The organism is Methanobacterium alkalithermotolerans, assembly GCF_018141185.1.
In the GTDB taxonomy this organism is placed as follows: Archaea; Methanobacteriota; Methanobacteria; order Methanobacteriales; family Methanobacteriaceae; genus Methanobacterium_F; species Methanobacterium_F alkalithermotolerans.
Genome location: NZ_CP058560.1, coordinates 2169377 through 2187077, shown reverse-complemented (window position 1 = coordinate 2187077; position 17701 = coordinate 2169377). Strand labels below are relative to the sequence as shown.

17 protein-coding genes are annotated in these 17701 nt (G+C 33.5%); 11 read left to right on the top strand and 6 right to left on the bottom strand.

Features of this window, described 5'->3' with window-relative positions; all coding sequences use genetic code 11:
* The first annotated feature begins 11 nt into the window (after positions 1 to 11).
* Positions 12 to 152 (top strand): DUF3096 domain-containing protein, encoded by a 141-nt coding sequence (locus tag HYG87_RS10955; protein WP_211533198.1) that lies wholly within the window; start codon positions 12 to 14, stop codon positions 150 to 152.
* Here the strand turns inward: HYG87_RS10955 and HYG87_RS10950 are convergent.
* Complete coding sequence (locus HYG87_RS10950) at positions 132 to 1178, bottom strand: ATPase (RefSeq protein WP_211533197.1); 1047 nt, start codon at positions 1176 to 1178, stop codon at positions 132 to 134. The genes HYG87_RS10955 and HYG87_RS10950 overlap by 21 nt on opposite strands.
* 103 nt (positions 1179 to 1281) lie before the next feature.
* Between HYG87_RS10950 and HYG87_RS10945 the strand changes: the two genes are divergently transcribed.
* The 6 genes from HYG87_RS10945 to HYG87_RS10920 are packed head-to-tail and all read left to right on the top strand — an operon-like array spanning position 1282 to position 8306.
* Positions 1282 to 2343 (top strand): archaeosortase/exosortase family protein, encoded by a 1062-nt coding sequence (locus tag HYG87_RS10945; RefSeq protein ID WP_211533196.1) that lies wholly within the window; start codon positions 1282 to 1284, stop codon positions 2341 to 2343.
* Positions 2344 to 2364: 21 nt separating this feature from the next.
* The gene (locus tag HYG87_RS10940; RefSeq protein WP_211533195.1) at positions 2365 to 3879 is read left to right on the top strand and encodes a glycosyltransferase; all 1515 of its coding nucleotides are present in this window, start codon (positions 2365 to 2367) and stop codon (positions 3877 to 3879) included.
* On the top strand, positions 3880 to 4488 hold the full coding sequence (locus HYG87_RS10935; RefSeq protein ID WP_211533194.1) for an acyltransferase: 609 nt from the start codon (positions 3880 to 3882) through the stop codon (positions 4486 to 4488).
* Between the two features lie 39 nt (positions 4489 to 4527).
* The gene (locus tag HYG87_RS10930; protein ID WP_211533193.1) at positions 4528 to 5472 is read left to right on the top strand and encodes a glycosyltransferase family 2 protein; all 945 of its coding nucleotides are present in this window, start codon (positions 4528 to 4530) and stop codon (positions 5470 to 5472) included.
* Positions 5473 to 5526: 54 nt separating this feature from the next.
* Positions 5527 to 6963, top strand: a complete 1437-nt coding sequence (locus tag HYG87_RS10925) for a flippase (RefSeq protein WP_211533192.1) — start codon at positions 5527 to 5529, stop codon at positions 6961 to 6963.
* Complete coding sequence (locus HYG87_RS10920) at positions 6960 to 8306, top strand: Coenzyme F420 hydrogenase/dehydrogenase, beta subunit C-terminal domain (RefSeq protein WP_211533191.1); 1347 nt, start codon at positions 6960 to 6962, stop codon at positions 8304 to 8306. Before HYG87_RS10925 ends, HYG87_RS10920 begins: the two co-directional genes overlap by 4 nt.
* On the opposite strand, the gene HYG87_RS10915 is transcribed toward HYG87_RS10920, so the two are convergent.
* From HYG87_RS10915 to HYG87_RS10905, 3 genes are read right to left on the bottom strand one after another with little or no spacing between them, the layout of a single operon-like run.
* Positions 8272 to 9516, bottom strand: coding sequence for a polysaccharide pyruvyl transferase family protein (locus HYG87_RS10915; RefSeq protein ID WP_211533190.1), 1245 nt, complete (start codon positions 9514 to 9516; stop codon positions 8272 to 8274). The two genes, HYG87_RS10920 and HYG87_RS10915, sit on opposite strands and share 35 nt — an antisense overlap.
* 5 nt (positions 9517 to 9521) lie before the next feature.
* A complete protein-coding gene (locus HYG87_RS10910) occupies positions 9522 to 10706 on the bottom strand; it encodes a glycosyltransferase family 4 protein (protein ID WP_211533189.1) in 1185 nt (394 codons plus the stop codon).
* Between the two features lie 4 nt (positions 10707 to 10710).
* Positions 10711 to 13059, bottom strand: coding sequence for a glycosyltransferase family 39 protein (locus HYG87_RS10905; RefSeq protein ID WP_211533188.1), 2349 nt, complete (start codon positions 13057 to 13059; stop codon positions 10711 to 10713).
* A 150-nt stretch (positions 13060 to 13209) separates the two neighbouring features.
* On the opposite strand from HYG87_RS10905, the gene HYG87_RS10900 reads away from it, so the two are divergent.
* Both HYG87_RS10900 and HYG87_RS10895 read left to right on the top strand, forming a co-directional pair.
* Positions 13210 to 14001, top strand: a complete 792-nt coding sequence (locus HYG87_RS10900; protein WP_211533187.1) for a hypothetical protein — start codon at positions 13210 to 13212, stop codon at positions 13999 to 14001.
* Between the two features lie 8 nt (positions 14002 to 14009).
* On the top strand, positions 14010 to 14816 hold the full coding sequence (locus HYG87_RS10895; RefSeq protein ID WP_211533186.1) for a UbiA family prenyltransferase: 807 nt from the start codon (positions 14010 to 14012) through the stop codon (positions 14814 to 14816).
* A gap of 68 nt (positions 14817 to 14884) precedes the next feature.
* On the opposite strand, the gene HYG87_RS10890 is transcribed toward HYG87_RS10895, so the two are convergent.
* Both HYG87_RS10890 and HYG87_RS10885 read right to left on the bottom strand, forming a co-directional pair.
* Positions 14885 to 16072 (bottom strand): NAD(P)/FAD-dependent oxidoreductase, encoded by a 1188-nt coding sequence (locus HYG87_RS10890; RefSeq protein WP_211533185.1) that lies wholly within the window; start codon positions 16070 to 16072, stop codon positions 14885 to 14887.
* 7 nt (positions 16073 to 16079) lie between these two features.
* Positions 16080 to 16247: a 4Fe-4S binding protein gene (locus HYG87_RS10885; RefSeq protein ID WP_211533184.1), complete on the bottom strand. Its 168-nt coding sequence runs from the start codon at positions 16245 to 16247 to the stop codon at positions 16080 to 16082.
* Positions 16248 to 16579: 332 nt separating this feature from the next.
* Here HYG87_RS10885 and HYG87_RS10880 point away from each other — a divergent pair, with 332 nt between their 5' ends.
* A complete protein-coding gene (locus HYG87_RS10880; RefSeq protein ID WP_211533183.1) occupies positions 16580 to 17056 on the top strand; it encodes an Hsp20/alpha crystallin family protein in 477 nt (158 codons plus the stop codon).
* 25 nt (positions 17057 to 17081) lie between these two features.
* Positions 17082 to 17648: an archaeoflavoprotein AfpA gene (afpA, locus tag HYG87_RS10875; protein WP_211533182.1), complete on the top strand. Its 567-nt coding sequence runs from the start codon at positions 17082 to 17084 to the stop codon at positions 17646 to 17648.
* Positions 17649 to 17701 lie beyond the last annotated feature (53 nt).

The following is a 17701-nucleotide window of genomic DNA, read 5'->3' as shown; positions in this document are numbered from 1 at the left end:
TAATAATATATATGGATACAAAAACTGACCCTAAAATGATTGGACTTCTGGCGGTATTAATTGGTATATTAATGTTAATTTACCCCTTCCTGGTGGGTTATCTGGTAGGAATATTTCTGGTTATATATGGTTTACTTAAAGTGTTTACATGAACTCCATATAAGTTCCAGTGCTTCACCTGGCTCTAAAGCTCCTGAACGGGTTTCTCTTAACACTCTCTGGATGGAATAACGACTCATGTGTGGAAATTTTTTCTCAACTTCCCCTAAAAGAGGACAGCCAAAACCAGCAACTTTTTTAACTCCAAAGTGGTAACTAACTTTTTTTAATTCCTGTTTGGATACCCCCAGTAAGGCCGGTAAGTTGATTCTGATTATACCCTCAGAAGATAGTATAGACTGGCATCCGGTGGATAATAAATCACCAAAAATAACTATTTTAAAATTATTTTTATGGGCATAGTCAAAAATTTTTTCATGAACTTTTTTTGAGCAGGGCCCACAGGGATGGAAGCGTCCCTGGAAACTATCATTTATGATACCGGTAAAATCAGCCGGAACATATACCTGGGGTACTTTAAGTAAGTGGCACAGGGACTCTATATTATTTTTAAAATGGTTAGGTAAGACTATGGTTCCAGGATCCACGGTGAGAGCCAGGGGATTAAATCCTAAAAGATGAGCGATTATAAGAGAAAAACTACTATCCACACCACCAGATAATGCAACCAGGGTATGTTGATCATTTTTAATATCAGAAGAATCATTATAAGGATGATCTGTTAAATTAAAATAATCCATAAAATTAAAATCATGAGGGTTTTCCATCTTTTTTAAAAGCAGTTTTTTTAGGTTAGATAATGGTAGAGGGTTATCCAGGGATAAGAAATTATTGAGTTTTTTAAGGGCCAGTTTCATCCGGTACTCTTTAACCATTATATCCACGTAAGCTGCCACATGGATATTTTTAACCCCTAAAGATTCTTTGAGGCGACCTACCACCCATCCCCCTTTTCCAATAACTGCGGATTTATCCGGCCTATCCGGGGTGATTATTATGAGTTTTTCCTCAGCAGGGATATAGATTATCTCCTTTATATTTACTTCTGCTTCCTCATGCCCTATTTCTTTACGTAAATCTTCAATTTTTTTTTGTATCTCTTCTTTTATTATTTCCAAAGGGAGCACCTGGTAAAAATTTATAAATTTTTTTTGAATTGTTATATATTTTTATATAAAAGAGTACCATATAATGTAATACTATATATTTAAAGGTGCTGGTTTGAATCTGAGAATTATATTAATAGTAGCCCTTTTGCTGCCCGGATTACTGGGTATGGCCTTTGCTGAGGATAATGTTTCTTTTAATCTTAGTAATGATAGTAGCCAGGAAGTGGAACTATCAGCAGGTAAGGGAACCATAACCGAACTAACTCCGGTGGGTGCTCCATATACCACTGAGGGCCCTATCCAGTTCAGGGTTACTACTGCCAATACAGGTTCCGGTAACATACCCTGGGGTACCCTGACCCTGGAAATCAGGTATGGTCCCACTAATCAGCTGGTGGAAAGTGTGGTATATGATGTAGGTCAACTTAGAAGAGGAGAATCCCGTACCTTCCTCTGGAATACCACCAATGTGGATTTCCCCTATGATTCCTTTCAAACCGGAGGGTCCTATATAATTACCGCCACCTGGAATTACCCTAGTGGTCCGGCCACCCGGTCCACCCAGTTTTATTCTGTGCCCAGTCCCTGGTTTATTGTAGCCCTGGCTGGAATTTTAATGAGTGTGGCGGCTATAGCCCATAAAAAGAGATGGTGGTTAACCTTCTACCTGGCAGGCGCTGTTTCTTTTATGGCATTTATTGTATCTTTTTTTATAATAACCGGTCTGGATACCTGGATAATGGGTATTGAAGCCCAGAATATCGCCGCACTAGCCACCGCTTTTGGTATACCCTCTGAATTTTTACCTCCTAATGCCTTCATATTCCCTGACCCTACCGGGTGGAGTATATTTGGTATAGGGATGGAATGCTCGGCTATAATAGAAATTGGAGTTCTCTCCGGATTGTTAATATTGTATCCTGGTTACAGCTGGAAAAGAAAAACCAAGTACGCTGCTATTGGTATTGGAATAACTTATGGTGCTAATTTAATCCGGATGATGAGTATCGTTTATCTGGTGAATATATTTGGAAAACCAGCCCTGTATGTGGCCCATGCCTTTGTAGGTAAAATCATATTCTTCATATTCATCATTGTTTTATACTGGTATTTACTTACCCGACCTACCCTGAGTATTGTCCGGAATAACATAAAAGGTGGTAAATTTGAATAAATTGTGGGAGAGGAGGATTTAATGGAAGATCCCATGTGGGTAAGCATGATGGTGTGGACCACCTGGCTTTTAATAGCCATCATTATTGATGGAGTAATGGTGCCCATTAAGATGTACTTCTCCCGTAAGTCCATGCACCAGGTGGGAAAGATTGCCCTGGAAAAAGAACTCCCCACAGTTTCCGTGGTGGTACCGGCCCACAATGAAGAAGAACACATTGAAAGCTGTCTTTTATCCATTATACAGAATGAATATCCGGATAAAAAGATGGAGATAATTGTGGTGGATGATGGATCCAAAGATAACACCACCAACCTGGTTAAAAAAATAGAAGTAGATGCCATCATGCATGGGGTGGATTTAAAGCTTATTAAAAAAGGCCACACCGGTAAAGTACATACCCTGAATACCGGGATACGTAGCAGCAAAGGTGAAATAATAATCACCATTGATGCGGATATCCGCTTAGATGAGCATGCCGTTAAAAATGTGGTGCAGGCTTTTGTAGAAGATGAAAAAGTGGGAGCAGCCACCGGTTATATTGAAATAGAATGGGATGAAATTCAAAATGAAGATATTAAATCCATGTTCTTTTCAAAATGTGAATTTTTAGAATATTTAAGTTCCTTTAACTTCGAGAGAAGTTACCAGTCAGTAATTGACTCCATCTACACCATGTCCGGTGCTTTTTCAGCCTTCAGGCGTAACATAATCGGAGGAATGGGTGGTTACTGGCCGGTGACCGTCTCAGAAGACATGCACATCACCATGATGCTGCATAATAAAAAAATCAATATCGTGAATGTACCCACTGCGGTGGCCCATGCCCAGGCCATAACCGATTACGATACCCTCTATTCTCAGAGAGTCCGCTGGGCACGGGGCCAATTGGAAGTAGCAGCCATGCGCCAGGATAAATCCCTGGCTCAACAGGAAACCTCACTACGGGAAATATTAGGAATAGTGATAGATCAAAAAGACCCTCGAATGTTGAGTCTGGTTATTGATTATATAAAGAAGGTTGTTGCTGATAGAAAAAAACGTTTAAAAGGTCGTCAGTTCCGCTACTTCGATTTACTGGGACTGCAGAGAATACTATTTGTGGACCATACCATAGCCTTTCCCCGACTGATATGGGTATTTGTATTACTGCTTTTCCCTATAATGGGACTCTACACCTACCTTTTACCAGTAATCATGGTCCTGATGTATTTATTCTATGTATTAATTGATGTGGCCGTGATTCTATTCTCCTACCACTACTCTCCCCCTCACACCAGGGAAAAACTAGAAAAATCATTCCATTATGTGGCCTTACTACCCCTGTATCGTCTTATGACCTTTTGCTTTAGAGTATCAGCCTTTTTACATATTCTAAATGAACCAGCGGATTGGAAGGTGGAAGGTCCACTTAATGGATTTAAAAATGGGGTGAAGGATGCTAAAGATGGTTTCAGTTCAAATGTCGCAACTACTATATTCCAGATAGGACATATATTTAATCTGAGTAATTTATGGAAAAGAAGAGGAAAATAGATGCCTAACTTTAAGAGCCTGATATTTGGTGATGACCAGGATTCATGGGATGGTAAAAAGGATTTTGAGAATGTGGTTATTGGATATGCCTATCAAAGATTCAGTAAACCACCTATTATTGGTAAAAATGCACTTATCAGGACCAACAGTGTTATCTATAATGATGTAACTATTGGAGATAATTTCCAAACCGGACATAACGTACTTGTCCGGGAAAAAACCACCATAGGAAATGAAGTATTAATTGGAACCAATGCGGTGGTGGAAGGCCATAGTAAGATAGGAAGCAATGTAAGTATCCAGTCCAATGTATATATTCCTAAAAATAGTTATATAGAAGATAATGTATTTATAGGGCCCTGCGCCTGCTTTACCAATGATCGTTATCCGGTAAGAGTTGATTATAAACTCAAAGGACCTGTAATTCGTAAAGGTGCGTCTATTGGGGCTAATTCTACTTTTCTGTCCAATGTGGAGGTGGGTGAAGGGGCCATGGTAGCAGCAGGAGCCATTGTAACCCAAAGTGTACCTCCCTGGTACCTGGCCATCGGTGCCCCTGCCCGTATAAAACCCTTACCTGCCCGTTTAAGGGTTTCCAATGATATTTAATATTTAACTACTATTTTAACGATTATAAAGGTTATTAATATGGAAGTTTCAGTGATAATACCCATGTATAATGAGGAAGAGAATGTTTCCCCTACCATATCACAAATTAAAGCTGTTCTGGATGATGCTTATGATGCTTATGAAATCATAGTAGTTGATGATGGTAGCCAGGATAAAACCCGGGACCTGGCCCGAAAAATTAGTGAAAATAACCCTCAACTGAAAGTTTTACAGCATGAAATCAATCAGGGCATGGGTAAGGCTCTTCGTACTGGTTTTGAGAAAGCAAGAGGTGAGGTGGTGGTTACCATTGATGCTGATTTAAGTTATGAACCCTCAGAAATACCGCGTCTTGTAAGTAATATCAATGAAGCGGTAGGGATTGTTATTGGATCCCAGTATATGCAAGGGGGTAAAACTCAGGATATTCCTTTTTTAAGGTTGTTTATCAGTAAAATGGCTAATAAGATTGTTGGGTATTCTATGAGAGACAATATAAGTACCGTTACCGGGGTTTTCAGGGCTTACAGACGTGATGTTATTGATTCAGTGGAATTAGAATCTAATGGAACAGAAATTAATCCAGAGATCCTATCCAAGGCCAGTGCCATAGGATTTAAAATAGTGGAAGTTCCAGTCACCTTAAAAGCCCGGGAGTTGGGGGAATCTAAAGTCAGGTTCCGGGCCACCACCATATCCCATTTATTATTCACCTTCTATGAAAAACCCATGGTACTTTTCGGGTTAATTGGGTTTTTTATTCTTTTAATAGGAATTATAAGTGGATTTTACTTATTTTATCAGTATCTTACCGGTTCTCTGGATCCTAACCGGCCTTTGATGTTATTTATGGCCATTATGGTGCTATCCGGTATACAGATATTGATTTTTGGTTTTGTGGCTACCCAGATTAGTCTTTTAAGAAGGGAGATATATCTGGTGCAGAAGGAGAATAAGTTAATCCGGAAAAAATGGGATAAATGATTTGAATCTGATTTTATAGAAAATAAAGTTAAATTTCTTTTTCGTGAGTTTTACATGAATCCTATCCAGAGATTAGCAAAAAACATAGGTATATCAGGGATTTCACAAATAATCGTTGCTATATTGACTTTTTTCCTATTAATTTACATTGCAAGATTTTTAGGAGAAGCTGAATTTGGAATATATAGTTTTGCAATATCTTTTACATCACTATTTACAATTTTTGCAGATATTGGGATAAGTCAACTTATTATTCGAGAAATTTCTCGTGATAAAAATTTAACAGACGAATACTTGATAAATTCTTTTATAATCAAATTCTTTCTAGCATTTATCACTTTTGCATTAATATACATAACTATTAATCTTATGGGATATCCCCAAAATGTAATTAAAATAGTTTATCTTTTTGGTATCTACACTATTTTAGTATCTTTTGCCCAAATGTTCATTTCAATATTTCAAGCATATGAAAAAATGGAATATGCTGCTTTGATTTTAATATTAGAAAAAATAATATTGATTAGCCTAGGAATCTTTGTTATGATTTCAGGGAAGGGATTAACAGAGTTAGGATTAGTTTACGTTTTCGCAGGAATTATAGAAGTATTAATTGCCATTATCATTACATCTTTCAAAATTAGTAAACCCAAACCCGAGATTAATCTTTTAACATGGAAAAAATTAACAATAGGTTCCATACCTTTTGGCCTGAATACCATGTTCGCCATGCTCTTTTTTAAAATAGATACGGTATTACTTTCAATTTTAAAAGACGACGTAGTAGTTGGGATTTATAATGCAGCTTATAATCCAATATTAGCATTGAGTTTTATTGTTTCTGGAATAATAACATCTACAATTTATCCAGTAATGTCAAGATATTTCACCATATCAAAGGATTCTTTAGAAACTATTACATTAATATCTTCTAAGTACTTAGCCATAATTGGATTTCCAATTACTATTTTTTGTTTAGTTTTTGCAGATATCTTAATTAATTTTTTTTACGCTGGGAATTTTATAGATGCAATAGGGGCATTTCAAATATTGGCCTTATGCATTCCCATTAGGCTAGTTAGTACTATTACGGGTACTCATTTAACTTCTATAAATAAACAAGGTCTTCGCACTTTAAGTGTATCTATATGTGCCATTTTAAATATAATATTAAATTTGATTTTAATTCCATATATCAGTTATATTGGAGCAAGCATTGCAACAGTCCTATCAGAACTATCTCTATATTTTATATTTATATTTTTTATTGATAGATATTACAAAAAAATAGGTATGAGTAAAATTTTATTAAAGCCTTTAATAGCATCTTTAACTATGGGAATTGTTTTAATTTATCTAAAGGATTTCAATATAATTATTAATATTATTCTGGCAGTTTTGATTTATTTAGTGGTGTTAATAATATTAAATACTTTCACTAAAAGAGATAAAATATTGTTTAAAGGAATTTTAAAAAAGGCAGATAAATGAATACTATTAACATTTTAAATGTTGTTAAAAAGGGTTTGTGTTGTGGTTGTGGTACATGCATAGCTTTGTGTCCTGAAAATGCCCTTAAGATCATGATAGATGAATTAAAAGGAATATATATACCCTTTTTAGATGAAAAAAAATGTATTGATTGTGGAATATGTTGTAAAGTCTGCCCTGGACATGAAGTTAACTTTAAAGAGCTTAATTATAAAATATTTGGAAAACAACCAGATAATATTTTAATTGGTAATTATGAGGGTTGTTATGTGGGTCATTCATCTAATGAGGATATTAGATATAATGCATCATCTGGAGGAATTATCACACAATTACTTATTTCTGCACTAGAAGATGGAATTATAGATGGTGTTTTAGTTACAAAAATGAAAGAAAATAAACCATTAGAACCAGACCCTTTCATTGCAAAAACAAAAGAAGAAATAATTGAGGCAATGGGTTCAAAATATTGTCCTGTACCTCTAAATATTGCTCTTAAAGATATAATAGAATCTGAAACTGAAGAAAAGTTTGCTATGGTAGGTTTACCTTGCCATATCCATGGAATCAGAAAAGCTGAGCAATTAAATAAGGCTCTTAAAGACAAAATAATAATACATTTGGGGCTTTTTTGTGGACAATGCCCTAGTTTTTTAGGAACAACATTTCTAATAAAAAAACTGAAAATTAAAGAAAAAACCATAAAATCTATCAGATTTAGGGGACAAGGATGGCCGGGATCAATGAACATTAAATTTAAGGAAGGAAATGAAATTTCATTATCTAATTATTGGAGTAGTTCATTTGGTTTAAATTTTTTCACCCCAGATAGATGTTTTTTATGTAATGATGGACTTTCTGAATTAGCAGATATCTCATTTGGTGATCCCTGGTTAAATGAATTCTCCAGTGAAAAAATTGGAAAAACACTCATAATAACCAAGAACAATACCTGCAAAAATGTAATAAAATCAATAAAAAATAGAGGCCTGATATCTTTAAAGCCAATTAACCCTGAAAAAGTGATTGAATCACAAAAAGGAATGTTATACTTAAAAAAGAAACTTTTCACTAATCCCCATGAAATATTTAAAAATAGTCCCAAATACATTATAAATAATAATAACTTCCAATCAAATCACCTGAATTTTCTAATTTCTTTATTCCCTTTTATTAATTCCAAATTATATTCAAATAAATATTTAAGAATAATTATTGGCCATTTACCTGCAAAAATCCTTAAATTATATGGATTACCATATAACTTCATAATACACATAAAATCAAAAAAAGACTTCAAAAAAATTTCTAAGAAATTTTTAAAGAATCCATCAAATCCTTAACAAATTTACCATTCATTAAAGCTCTTTCTTTAACTAAAGGAATTTTATGTTCTAAGTCCGATTTTATTGTGTCCCGATTATTCCAAGCATCAATTATTAAATAAACTAAATCTTCGAAATTTATTTGGTTAATATCTAAAATATGTTTCTCCTGTCCTAACATATCCCCAATTATTCCATGAGTTTTGTGACTATATGCTATACCTACAGTGGGAACCATCATAGAAGTTGCTGCAATCATGGCATGCATTCTAGTGCCGATAAAAAGATCACATAGTCCAATAATACCCTTGAGTTCCTGAGGAGAATATTCTCCCTTAATCATACTTACATTTTCTTTATTTTCAACTTTCTCGTAAATTAAACTTATGCTGGACCTATCATCATCGGTAGAAGTGTAAACGTGGGGTATGAACAAAATAGAAGCATTTAATTCTCTTATTAAGAAATCACTTACTTTTGCTAATATCATATTAAGATCTTTTTCTAAGTCCAACTTATTTTCAAATTTATTTATTAACCCACTAGGATTGATACCTATGACTGGATTTTTTTCTAGTTTAATATTTTCCTTATTAAGAATATGAATAACTTTTGATTCCCTAATGGGGCTCAAATAAAAAGCAGGATCTGCAGTAACATATATATCCGGGTTCTTTATATTATTTTTAAGTAGATATTCTTTAGATAAATTTTCTCTAACTAAAATTAATCTAGTTTTATTTAAAATATAATTAGCTATTATCTTTATTAGAGGATTTTTATAATATCCTAAACTTTCCCCAAAGAGAACTACTGGTTTTTTTAATGCCAGAGCATAGGAAATATTCAAAAAAGTTCCTAAAGGATTCAATCCATATTCACCACTTAAGTGATCTCCACCACTATTAACAACTATATCTGAATTATAGCAATAATATAATCTTGAATTTTTTGAAATAGAAACATTCATGAAATTGCTGATTAGGCGAATATAAATACATTTAAATAGATATAGAAATCCGATTAATATAGTATGAGGTTTTTCTAAATATAATCTATGGCTTATATGTCTTTCAATAATCAATTGACTAGTTTTTATTTTATCTGGCCCAGATAAGCAAATTTTTGCATCAGCCATGAAATAATTTAATATTAATTTTGTAGAAATTATTAATGCATAGTTGCCTTTATTTGAATATCCTGCATTTAATATAAGAATATTTCCCATTTAGATCAACCGATAGAATTTTTATAAAAATTAACTAGTTTATTTATTTTTGTATTGATATCTAAAGATTTAATTTTAATAATCCTTAATGATTCTTTTCCAAATTGTTTTCTTAAGTCAGGATTAGTTACTAAAATTTCAATTTTCTTAGCTAAATCGTTTATACTTTTTGGAGATGTAATTAATCCATTAACAGAATGGTGAATCCCTTCAGGAATTCCACCAACATTAGAACCTATTACAGGTATTCCGCAAGCCATAGCTTCTAAAATAGATAAAGGAGGACCTCCACCTTCCCCATAAGACGGAAGAACAACAATATCTGCTGCCTGATAGTATTCATGTATATAATCATGAGATATATTCCCCACGAATAATATCTTATCTTGTAAACCTAACTTTGTAGTTTTATTAATTAAATCACTACTCTTGGGTCCTACCCCAACAAACATTAATTTTAAGTTAAAATATTTATTATTTAATTTATAAAATGCCTCTAATAATTCAAATACTCCTTTAAAAGTATCTAAATAGCCTACAAATAAGATTAATATTTCTTGTTTAGTTATTTTATACCTTTCACGAATTTCATAGTTTCTAATCGGTTTAAATTTATTAATATTTATAGCATTTCTTAAAATTTTAATTTTTTTTCTATAAATTCCTGTACTTATGAGCTTTTTTTTAAGATGATCACTAACAACAATTACATTATCACAATTATTAAGTGCGAATAAAACAAAATACTTTATGATAGGATGTTTAATACAATCATTTACATCCATGCCATGAACTGTAATAAAATGAGGTCTCCTAAGAATTTTGGAAACAAAGATTGATACAAAGCCAGTTGGGACAGCTGAATGAGAATGTATAACATCTATATTATTTTTTCTAATAATATAAATTAATTTCAAAAATAAAGAAATTAGGTATGTAGTGAGCCTAAAATAATCTTTAATTCCATTGAAATGTACAAGAGCCCGAAATTTTTTAGGTTTTAACCATCTAAATCTATGAATGTAAATACCATCCATGTTTTCTTCATAAGGTATTCCTTCATTATGTTGAGTGATTACATGAACTTCGCACCCTTTTTTTACTAATTCTTTTGCTTCATCATAAACAAAAGAACCATAATAATCTCCTTTATATTTAGGAAACATTGTTGTAACTATACATAACCTCAAATAATCACCATTTAAAAATAATATCTTGAATTAGTTGTTTTTCATAAGTGTTCTCATAAACAAATGAATGCCAAATCAAATTATATCCAATCCAAATAATTTTGCCTTTTCCCACCTTTTGAATTCCAATTAATGTTTTACCATTAGCCGTGACCAAATTTTCTATCTTGTTTTCTCCAAATGATTCGTAATTTGCCCCAACCCATACTCCTCCATCTTCAGATTTAAATGGTGAAAAATCTGCTGTTTGATTTATTTGGGGATTGATTTCGATTCTTGGATTTTCATTCATTACTTTACGGGTAATCAAAGTATCTAAAAAAATTGCATTATCTAAACCATAATAAATTCCATCTAAATTAGCAGAAAGATCAATAACCACAGTTCCTCCAGATTCAGCATAATCTAAAATTAAATTTTCTGCTTTACTCTGATTGTGCCAGGCAAAGTTATATAAAGATAATGAGTCGTATTTTTTTATCTCTTCTAATTGATAATCATCTAAAAAGAGGTCCTGGTTTCTAAATTTAAGATCATATATTTTAGCACCATATTCATTGCTTCTACCATTTATTACATAAGCATTAAATCCCAATACATCATCTAAATAATTTTGCCAGTTTTTGCCAATGTAAAGCATTTGAGGTTTATTATCAAACTTTTCCGGGTTTTTCTTAAATATACTTACTGTCCCAAATTTAGCAATTTGATCATAGGCAGTCAAATTGCGATTTCCATATAAAGTGAAGTAATAATCCACATCATATTTCTGTAATTCATGATTAAAAGCCCTTGAATCCTTAAAAACAGGCATTGGTTTTACATCAGCTCCTAAATACCAGCTAACAGTTGGCCATGCATCTGAGTAAATTAATTTAGAATGATAGTCTAAATCATAATTTGCAAACCATGCACTAGCTATTTTAGAATCTCTCACAATATAATCTTCCTTTTGAGGCATCTCATTTAGAAAAGATACTGCCGAAGATAAAGCCAGAAATATTAAAAATAATGATATAACCCATGCTGTTAAATTAGTTCCTTTTATTTTAATTTGTAATTTATTTACAATTTCACTCAGCCCTAAAATTACAAAGTAACTAAATGCAGGGGCCATGGTGACAAAATAACGATCAACCTTAGCCACAAATACACTGTGGAATATAAAATAAGTCATAAACCAGGCCAAAAAAAGAAGATCAATTTCAATCTTTTTAGAAGTAATATCTTTTAAAAGAGTAAATGAGGCATAACTTAAAAGTAAAAATACAAGTTCACTGGTCATATATGATACGCGATTAAAAGTAATTAAAAATATCAATAATAATCCTGTGAAAAAAACTAATTTTATTTTTGTGCCGGTTCTTTGAATTTCCAGTATCTTGGAGACTTTTCCTTTAACTCTACTTTTCATCAGTTTTTCCCGGATAAGATCATAGAAGTAGATTATGATTCCAACTATAACTATTAGAAAAATCAAATATACTAAAATAGAACTAAAATCACCCTGAGTGGCAATATAAGAGGGTAAATTAGTTAAATAATACTTAGGATTGGGATCATATGCAATGGATTCCAAACCAGCTGATTCTGATGCGGATAAAAATCCCAAAAAAGGACCTATAGGATCCCCTAAATTTTGATAATTATAAACTAAAAAAGGCAGCAATACCATAAACGCTGCAATTATCCCCCCAATCATCTTTTTAAAATGAGATAAGTATTTTCTACTTATTACAATATACAAAATCATGGGAAAAAGAATCAAACCCGCAGTATATCTGGTTAAAAAGGCCATCATAGCTACTGGAAAGGCCAGATAATAAAACCAGGGACTTTTTTCCACAGATAGAACTAAAAAGTACAATGCCCAGATGGAAAGTGCCACACTGGCCAGATCAGTATAACCTACTCCCATCCAGGATAAGACTACCGGTGAAGAGGCAAATAATAGTGCTCCGGTAAAGCTCTGTATACTATCAAATCTTAGTTTTAAAAAGAGGTATAAACCTATTACTCCCAGAACAAAAAATCCTCCATCCACATAGAAAATAGTTGATTCATGGATATTCCCTGATTGGAAGAAAAATGAAGTAATAAATGACATGAAGGGTGGTCGATCAAACTCAGCATATCCTATACTCTTACCAGCAAACTCCAGTGCATTGGCCAAAAAAGCATAAGTATCCCATCCCGGACCCATAATTATCTGGATTTGAACTCTCTGGTAGGCAATCCAGCTAACAATTAAAGTTAATATAACCAGTAAAATACAGGGAACTATGTATTTTTTAAAAATACAGCCTGAATCCTTTTTATCCCCGGGAATTAATGTATCAGAATTATTATTCAATTGACCACCATTTAAGTACCCTTAAAAGTTATAAAAATATTGTATTTATCACTATATAAACCATGTTTAGAGAATGAAATTGGATAAGCTATTTTAAATTTTTTAAAAATATTAAAACTCCTTATATAGGAAGATATAATATTAAAATATATGTCTACTCCCCGGGAAGAACTCCTGAAAACCACAATTTATACCGGACCACATAAAGTAAACTCCCGGAGTGATAATTCTAATTTTGTACCCACCAACTCTTTTCTTAACCTTAAAAAAGCCTTTATAAAATTAAAAAAGAGTAAGGGAAAAATAGTCCATGTTTTAGGTGCTCCTGGAACTGGTAAATCCGCCAACATATACCATGCCTTAAAGGAGACTGGTTTAGAAACCTATGAAGTAAGCAGTACTCTTCCATCTGTAAATACCTCCCCCTCTCAAGTTTTTGAAATATTAATCACTGATTTAAAAAAGAATACTGGTTCTAAAACTAAAAAAGAAGCCTACCTGAAACTAAAAGAGTATGATGTGGTGCTTTTTGCTGATAAATTCCATGACCAGCACCTCCTCCAGGATGATCTTATTGGTTTTAGTCTATGGACCCGTAATAACACTTTCTGGCCCCTCATATTTTATTTTATCTGTATAAAAGAATATATTCAGTTCCATAAGGAGTTCCAGAATATGAATCTGGTGTTTCAGACTGCCTGGAGGCTACAATTAAGAGGTAAAAAATATGATATTTTTACTGATTTGGGATGGTTATCCCGAATACTGGTAAAACTTCTAACTTATTTATTCTGCGTGGTGGAAATATCATACAGTAGAGCTGAAACTATTAATATTATTAAAAGCCATTTAAAAGATATAAATCAGAAAAAAATAGATGATGCCCTTCACAAATTTGGCTGTAGGCCCCGTTTGATACTGGAATACTTAGAACCACCTTAAGGTATAATATGATATTAACTCTTTTAAAATCAACCAGGCTTAGCTGGACAGCTAAGAATATACACATGTACCTTTTAGTGGTTACCTATGCCTATTATTCTCATTTAACCACCACTCAACCATTTAAAATTTTAGGTGGATTAATTCTGGTAACTCTTTTGTGGGGTGCTCTTTATGCTCTTAATGATCTAACTGATTTAAAGAGTGATAGTAAGGATAAAATTAAAAGTAAGAGGCCCTTTATCCAGAATAAAATAAGACCAGAAATCATAGTATTATTTATTCTTCTTTTAATTATTCTGGTTTTTGCACTGGCCCTTATTCGTTTTCCTGCTTCATTTACTGTTATTTTATTATTAATGATAATTAACCAGATAATTTACACCCTGCCTCCTCTAAGATTAAAAGATACAAGTTTAGCCCCTTTTAGTAGTACCGGGACCAATAATGTGTTGAGGATGGCATCCTGCAGTGTTTTATTGGGGAATGTATTTTTAGTGCCCTTTAGTGTTTATTTACTGATGTTTTTAGCAGGTATGGGTACTTATCTTATGTATAAAGAAAAAAAGAAACAGATGCTGGGAGTATCTATTCTATGTTGTATATTATTGGCCTATATTCTTCTGGTGGGGGATATGAATAGTATACAGTTTTTAATAATAATCCTGCCTCCTGTTATAGCCACCATCCCCCTTTATCTATCCAATTTTCTGGATAAAGATAAAATGATTAGCTGGGCTGATTTTTTATATCATAAAGTGGTGCTGGTCTTTTACCTGGTGGCTTTAATTGCTTTTTTAATAGCAGGGTATTGAATATTAAAAAATAATAAAATTCAGAATGAAATATAATTAAAAGTAGAATAAAAAAATTAAAACTGGTTTTAGAATAATTTACCCAGTTTTAATAGTGCTTTGGGAGATACTTTAACCAGTTTTCGCACCAGTTCCGTGGTACTTACCTTCTCAAATTCAATATCCTGGAAAGCTTCTGCAATAGAATCCAGTTCACCATCATTTAAGGTGAGCATATAGTCTTTTACTTTGAGGTATTTGTTAATGGATTTACCTATGGCTTCCTGGCATTCATCCTCATATTTTTTGAGTTTCTTTCGAGATAGGTCACCTTCACTTATGGCTTCAGCAGCAACTTTACCGGCAATCATACCTCCAGTCATTCCACTGATGATTCCCCCACCAGTTAACGGATTAACCTGTCCGGCAGCATCTCCAATTACCATCAAATTATCTGTTACCAGTTTTTTAGGCATACCTCCCACCGGGTCTCCACCAATATTTAATTCCACTGGCTGAGCATTCTCTGTGGCAGGGTTACTTGCTACAAATTCTAAGAGGTGCTCATAAGCAGTCTTATCAGTTTTGGTGGCTAAAATACCCAGTCCCACATTGGCGATATCGTCTCCTTTAGGGAATATCCAGGCATATCCTCCTGGGGCCACACTACCAAAGTAGAACTCAATACAGTTATTGTTTTCCATTTCCACCCCTGCCATTTCAAACTGGGCTGCAGACTCCATGTCCTTTGGTTTAGCCGTGGTATTTAGTCCTCCCCAGCGGGCCACTCTGGATTCTGGTCCATCAGCAGCAATGACTATTTTGGCTTTTATCTGGAATGACTCACCCATGGATTCAGCAGATACCAGGTATCCGTCATCGGTTTTTTCCATACCAGTGGCCAGGGTTTTGATTTTAATCTGGGCTCCGGCCCGGGCAGCATCCATGGCCATGTACTTATCAAATACCTTTCTCTCCAGAATACAACCTGCTTCAGGTAAATCTATTTTATCAGAAGTGAGCCATACATCGGTTCTATTGGGAGATATTAATCTTACACCGTCCAGTTCCTTGGTGATCCATCTTGGATTTTTTTCTATTCCCAGTGATTCCAGTCCACCATTGGATACTCCTTCAGCACATCTTTTAGGGGCTCCTATTTCTGATTTTTTATCCATCAGGAGGACTCTGGCCCCACCCTCAGCAGCATGTTTGGCTGCGGTGGAACCTGCTGGACCGGCACCTATTACTAAAATATCAGTTTCAATTAACATCATAACCACCTTATTTGTCCTCTTGTAGTGCTTTTACCGGACACACCTGGATACATAAACTGCATTCTTTACACTGGTCTTCATTAAACTTTAAAGTTAGTTCCCTTACTTCAATTAGATTACGGGGGCATACTCCTGCGCATTCCCCACAATACATACACCATTCCTTGACAATCATCTTATCTTACCTTTTATAATTAATTATGAGTTTAATATATAGATTATAAGTCTTTTCGTCCTTTTAATATATTATATTTACTATTTTCATAGTCTGCCTTTAAAGATCCTATTTTAAAGAAATTAAAATAAATCATTTGATTTTTTTATATTGGCCATGAAAAATGATTTAATTATTTAAAATAGTGAATATTATTTAATTAGACCACTTAAAATAGTAATTTTGTGAACAATGCTTAAAATCCATTAAAATTTAAGTTTTATATTGCATAATCTACATAATATACCTATGGATATTGACCAAGTTTATCATTAATAAGGTGGAGGAGTTAGATGGCAGTTGAAAATAATAAATCAGATTCAAAAAAAGAAAAGAAAACTTCCAGCAGTGAAAAGATTGATTTAGGGGCTGAAAAATTTATTGAAGATGTTTTGAGCAGTATACAGACTAAAACTGAGGATTTTGGAAAGAAATTATCTGATTATAAAACTGAACTTCAAAAACCACTTACTGATGTTGTAGAAACGGAAAATGGCCTGGTAGTGAAAATGGATCTTCCGGGTGTTAAAAAAGAGGATATTGATTTAAAAATGGCTGAAGATCAGATAATAATTAAAGCAATTTTTGAGGAAAAATCTGAAGAAGTTAAATACCTTCAGAAGGAGCGCAGTCATGGTAAAACCATACGTACCTTAACTTTGCCCTTTAGTATTGATGTGGAAAAAGTAAAAGCTGATTTTGATAACTCTATTTTAACCATTAAATTACCTAAAATAGAAAAAGAAGTTCATAAAGTGGATATTGAATGATGCTAATTTAAAGGAGGGACTTTTTATGAAAAAGGAAAAAAAGCCTAAAGTGGCCTGGGGAATTGCCGGGGCCGGGGAAAAAATGGTAGAAACCCTGGAAATGATGAAGAAAATTAAAAAGGAATATGAAGATGTGGTGGATATTGATGTCTACATCTCCCGATCAGGAGATCAGGTAATAAAATACTACGGAATCTCCAATGAAATAGAAACCAATTTTAATAATATCTGGGTGGAGATCAATGCCAATTCTCCCTTTCTGGCCGGTCAAATTCAGCTGGGTAAGTATGAATTCATGTTAATTGCTCCATGTTCTGCTAATACCGTGGCTAAAATAGCACTCCGTATGGGTGATACCTTACTGGCTAATTCTGCTATTATGGGTCAAAGAGCAGATATACCCCTCTATATCATGCCTTCTGATTATGAAGTAGGGGTTACCATTACCAAACTACCAGATGGAAAAGACCTTAAACTAACCCTGCGAGAAGAAGACGTGGAGAATATAAATAAACTGGCTGCTATGGATAATACTAACGTATTAAAAGAGCCAGAGGATATAAAAGAGTTGTTTGCCCGGTATTTTAAATAACGGGCCTTACTTATTTTTTTTAAAAAAAAAGATAAGTGATTTTTTTTAAAAGG